This window comes from Pseudocitrobacter sp. 73 (assembly GCF_008369545.1).
GTDB classification, from domain to species: domain Bacteria; phylum Pseudomonadota; class Gammaproteobacteria; order Enterobacterales; family Enterobacteriaceae; genus Pseudocitrobacter; species Pseudocitrobacter vendiensis.
The window spans coordinates 1-5,134 of sequence record NZ_VTZO01000043.1 but is presented as its reverse complement, the minus strand read 5'-3'; the positions used below and the strand labels follow the sequence as shown (position 1 = coordinate 5,134).

3 protein-coding genes and 1 pseudogene are annotated in these 5,134 nt (G+C 61.8%); all 4 read right to left on the bottom strand.

Translation table 11 applies throughout. The features are described from left to right. Positions 1-27: 27 nt before the first annotated feature. Positions 28-2,994 (bottom strand): Tn3-like element TnAs3 family transposase, encoded by a 2,967-nt coding sequence (locus F0Q32_RS24575; protein ID WP_149465037.1) that lies wholly within the window; start codon positions 2,992-2,994, stop codon positions 28-30. Positions 2,995-2,996: 2 nt separating this feature from the next. Continuing rightward, positions 2,997-3,557 carry a recombinase family protein gene (locus F0Q32_RS24570; protein ID WP_000147567.1) on the bottom strand — a complete coding sequence of 187 codons (561 nt, stop codon included), beginning with the start codon at positions 3,555-3,557 and terminating at the stop codon, positions 2,997-2,999. A 125-nt stretch (positions 3,558-3,682) separates the two neighbouring features. After that, positions 3,683-4,033 (bottom strand): annotated as a pseudogene (locus F0Q32_RS26890) (DUF3330 domain-containing protein); the annotation flags it as partial. Between the two features lie 202 nt (positions 4,034-4,235). Beyond that, on the bottom strand, positions 4,236-5,134 hold an 899-nt coding region (gene intI1, locus F0Q32_RS24555; protein WP_031999050.1), incomplete at its 5' end, for a class 1 integron integrase IntI1.

Here is a 5,134-nt window from a genome sequence, read left to right as displayed (position 1 = left end):
AGTGACCATCTCATTAAATAAAGCACGCTAAGCCGGTTGCAGAGGCCGTAGCGGCCTGAACTTCCCCGCGCCGATCTTGGCGCTGCTGCGCCATAGGTAATCACCGGTCAGGTTGATGTGCTCCCAGCCGAGTGGCGACAGGTACTGCAATAGCGAGTCATCGACGGCATGACCATTGCCGCGCAACGCATGCGCCGCACGCTCCAGGTAGACCGTGTTCCACAGCACGATGGCCGCCGTCACCAGGTTGAGGCCGCTGGCCCGGTAGCGCTGCTGCTCGAAACTGCGGTCACGGATTTCTCCAAGGCGGTTGAAGAACACGGCACGGGCCAGCGCATTGCGCGCCTCGCCCTTGTTCAGCCCGGCATGCACGCGGCGGCGTAGCTCGACGCTTTGCAGCCAGTCGAGGATGAACAGCGTGCGCTCGATGCGGCCCAACTCGCGCAGCGCGACGGCCAAGCCGTTCTGGCGCGGGTAGCTGCCGAGTTTCCTGAGCATCAGCGAGGCCGTCACCGTGCCCTGCTTGATCGAGGTGGCCAGCCGCAGGATTTCGTCCCAATGGGCGCGGACGTGCTTGATGTTGAGCGTGCCGCCGATCATCGGCTTGAGCGCGTCATAGGCGGCATCGCCCTTCGGGATGTAGAGCTTGGTGTCGCCCAGGTCGCGGATGCGCGGCGCGAAGCGGAAGCCCAAGAGGTGCATCAGGGCGAAGACGTGATCGGTGAAGCCCGCCGTGTCGGTGTAGTGCTCCTCGATCCGCAGGTCGGATTCGTGGTACAGCAGGCCGTCGAGCACGTAGGTTGAGTCGCGCAGGCCGACATTGACCACCTTGGTGTGGAATGGCGCGTATTGGTCGGAGATGTGGGTGTAGAAAGTCCGTCCTGGGCTGCTGCCATATTTTGGGTTGATGTGCCCCGTGCTCTTTGCCTTGCTAGCGGTTCGGAAATTCTGTCCGTCCGATGATGATGTGGTGCCATCGCCCCAGTGCCCGGCAAAGGGATGCCGAAACTGAGCGTTGACCAGTTCAGCCAACGCTGTCGAGTACGTTTCGTCGCGGGTATGCCAGGCTTGCAGCCAAGCGAGCTTCGCGTAGGTCGTGCCGGGGCAGGACTCGGCCATCTTGGTCAGGCCCAGGTTGATCGCGTCGGCCAGGATCGTGGTCAACAACAGGTTCTTGTCCTTGGCCAGATCGCCCGATTTCAAGTGCGTGAAGTGCCGGGTGAAGCCCGTCCACTCATCGACTTCGAGCAGCAGTTCGGTGATCTTGACGTGCGGCAGGACCATGGCTGCCTGGTCTATCAGCGCCTGCGCGGTGTCGGGCACCGCCGCATCCAGCGGCGTGATCTTCAAGCCCGACTCGGTGATGATGGCATCCGGCAGGTCGTTGGCTGCCGCCATGCGGTTGACGGTGGCAAGTTGTGCTTCCAGCAGCGTCAGCCGCTCATGCAGATATTGTTCGCAGTCGGTGGCCACGGCCAGCGGCAATTCGCTGGACTGCTTGAGGCTGGTGAACTTCTCGGGCGGTACCAGGTAGTCCTCGAAGTCCTTGAACTGGCGTGAACCCTGCACCCAGATGTCGCCCGAGCGCAGGGAGTTCTTCAACTCGGACAGCGCGCACAGTTCGTAGTAGCGCCGGTCGATGCCGGCGTCGGTCATCACCAGTTTCTGCCAGCGCGGCTTGATGAAGCCGGTCGGTGCATCGGCTGGCAGCTTGCGGGCGTTGTCGGTGTTCATGCCGCGCAGCACCTCAATGGCATCAAGCACGTTTTTGGCGGCGGGCGCGGCCCGCAGCTTGAGCACGGCAAGGAATTCCGGTGCATAGCGGCGCAGGGTGGCGTAGCTCTCGCCGATGCGATGCAGGAAATCGAAGTCATCGGGTTGCGCGAGCTTCTGCGCCTCGGTGACGCTCTCGGCAAAGGAATCCCAGGACATGACGGCCTCGATGGCGGCAAACGCATCGCGGCCTGATTGCTTGGCGTCGATCAGCGCCTGACCGATGCGCCCGTACAGACGTACCTTGGCGTTGATGGCCTTGCCTGACGCCTGGAACTGCTGCTGATGCTTATTCTTGGCAGCGTTAAACAGCTTACCCAGGATGCGGTCGTGCAGGTCGATGATTTCGTCGGTGACGGTGGCCATGCCCTCGGTGGCCAGCGCCACGAGAGTGGCGTAGCGCCGTTGCGGCTCGAATTTGGCCAGGTCGGCGGGTGTCATCTGGCCGCCCTCGCGGGCAATCTTGAGCAGGCGGTTCTGGTGAACCAGCCGCTCGATGCCGGTAGGCAGATCGAGTGCCTGCCATGCCTTGAGGCGTTCGATGTGTTCCAGCATATGCCGCGAATTTGGCTTGGCCGGAGACTGGCGCAACCAAGCCAACCAGGTCGTCTTGCCGTTGTCCCGGCGCTTGAGCAGATCGTCGAGGCGGCGGCGATGCGCGTCCGCCAGTGGTTCGGCCAAGGCGTCGTAGATGCGCCGGTTAGCACGGGTGATCGCCTCGGCACTCGCCCGCTCGACGGCGTTGAGGGCGGGCAGAATGACCGACTGCCGCCGCAGGTGCCCGATCAAGGCGCTGGCCAGCACGATGCCTTTGTCGGTTTGCATCGCCAGCTCGGTCAGCATCTGGACGGCCTGCCGGTAATGGCTCATGGTGAAGGGCCGGAAACCGAACACGGTTTGCAGCTCGCTCAGGTGCTCGCGCCGGGTCTGCTCCCGCTGGCCGTACTCGTTCCAGCTTTCGACGCCGACCTTGAGCTGGTCGGCGACCAGCTTCAACAAGGGCGGGAACGGTAGTTCATCGACGCCCAGGATGACGCCGGGAAAGCGCAGGTAACAGAGCTGCACCGCGAAGCCCAGCCGATTGGCTGGCCCGCGCCGCTGTCGGATGATCGAGAGGTCGGTATCGTTGAATGTGTAATGTCGGATCAGGTCGTCCTTGGAGTCCGGCAACGCCAGCAGGCTTTCCCGCTCGGCGGCGGACAGGATGGAACGACGTGGCATATTTACTGATCCGTTCTCAAGTATTGATACAGGGTTTCGCGACTGATTCCGAATTCACGAGCAAGCTTGGTCTTTTGCTCGCCAGCCTCGACACGTTGGCGCAGTTCGGCAATACGCTCAGACGACAGGGATTTCTTCCTGCCACGGTAAGCCCCGCGTTGCTTGGCGAGCGCAATACCCTCGCGCTGACGCTCGCGGATCAGGGCGCGCTCGAACTCGGCGAACGCGCCCATCACCGAGAGCATCAGGTTCGCCATCGGAGAGTCTTCGCCAGTAAAACTGAGGTGTTCCTTGACGAATTCGATATGCACGCCGCGTTGTGTCAGCGTTTGCACGATCCGGCGCAAATCATCGAGATTGCGCGCCAGGCGATCCATGCTATGCACCACCACGGTGTCGCCGGTGCGGGCGAAGCTTATCAGCGCTTCCAGTTGCGGACGCTTGACATCCTTGCCGGATGCCTTGTCGCTAAAAGCGCGATCAACCTTGACGCCTTCCAGTTGCCGTTCCGGGTTCTGGTCGAAGGTGCTGACCCTGATATACCCAATGCGCTGTCCAGTCATGGAATTCCCTGCAAAATGTCAGGGAAGACTCTATGACCTTCAACGAGATATGTCAATAAATTCAAAATTCAATCCTATCCTGACGCAATTTACACATGGCATCTGACATCAGGTTAGGGTATGCCTCAACCTGACGGCGGCGAATCACAAGCGTCCGGTTTGACGCTGGTTTCGGTCGCAGTGCTGGCCCGCGCCTGGAAGCGCTGATAGCACTCCAGCCCGCAGAAATGCTCCACGTACTCGGCCCCTTCCGGCGTGAAGGCGGCATCGAGCGGGATTTCCTTGCAGCACACGCAGCAACTGGTGCTCGGTTCATTGGCGTTCATGGTGGTGTTCCTCCATTGGTTGACGAAGCCGACGAAGGCCGCCGCCGGCATCGGCCTGGCGAACAGGAAACCCTGCACCGTGTCGCAACCCGCCTGCCGCAACCACGCAAGGCAGTCGGGTGTTTCCACACCCTCGGCTACCACCTCCATTGTCGTTTTCAGAAGACGGCTGCACTGAACGTCAGAAGCCGACTGCACTATAGCAGCGGAGGGGTTGGATCCATCAGGCAACGACGGGCTGCTGCCGGCCATCAGCGGACGCAGGGAGGACTTTCCGCAACCGGCCGTTCGATGCGGCACCGATGGCCTTCGCGCAGGGGTAGTGAATCCGCCAGGATTGACTTGCGCTGCCCTACCTCTCACTAGTGAGGGGCGGCAGCGCATCAAGCGGTGAGCGCACTCCGGCACCGCCAACTTTCAGCACATGCGTGTAAATCATCGTCGTAGAGACGTCGGAATGGCCGAGCAGATCCTGCACGGTTCGAATGTCGTAACCGCTGCGGAGCAAGGCCGTCGCGAACGAGTGGCGGAGGGTGTGCGGTGTGGCGGGCTTCGTGATGCCTGCTTGTTCTACGGCACGTTTGAAGGCGCGCTGAAAGGTCTGGTCATACATGTGATGGCGACGCACGACACCGCTCCGTGGATCGGTCGAATGCGTGTGCTGCGCAAAAACCCAGAACCACGGCCAGGAATGCCCGGCGCGCGGATACTTCCGCTCAAGGGCGTCGGGAAGCGCAACGCCGCTGCGGCCCTCGGCCTGGTCCTTCAGCCACCATGCCCGTGCACGCGACAGCTGCTCGCGCAGGCTGGGTGCCAAGCTCTCGGGTAACATCAAGGCCCGATCCTTGGAGCCCTTGCCCTCCCGCACGATGATCGTGCCGTGATCGAAATCCAGATCCTTGACCCGCAGTTGCAAACCCTCACTGATCCGCATGCCCGTTCCATACAGAAGCTGGGCGAACAAACGATGCTCGCCTTCCAGAAAACCGAGGATGCGAACCACTTCATCCGGGGTCAGCACCACCGGCAAGCGCCGCGACGGCCGAGGTCTTCCGATCTCCTGAAGCCAGGGCAGATCCGTGCACAGCACCTTGCCGTAGAAGAACAGCAAGGCCGCCAATGCCTGACGATGCGTGGAGACCGAAACCTTGCGCTCGTTCGCCAGCCAGGACAGAAATGCCTCGACTTCGCTGCTGCCCAAGGTTGCCGGGTGACGCACACCGTGGAAACGGATGAAGGCACGAACCCAGT

What these genes read in the sequence shown, in the direction of transcription:
- F0Q32_RS24575 (WP_149465037.1), bottom strand. Translation starts at nt 2,994, where the DNA reads ATGCCACGTCGTTCCATCCTGTCCGCCGCCGAGCGGGAAAGCCTGCTG.
- F0Q32_RS24570 (WP_000147567.1), bottom strand. Translation starts at nt 3,557, where the DNA reads ATGACTGGACAGCGCATTGGGTATATCAGGGTCAGCACCTTCGACCAG.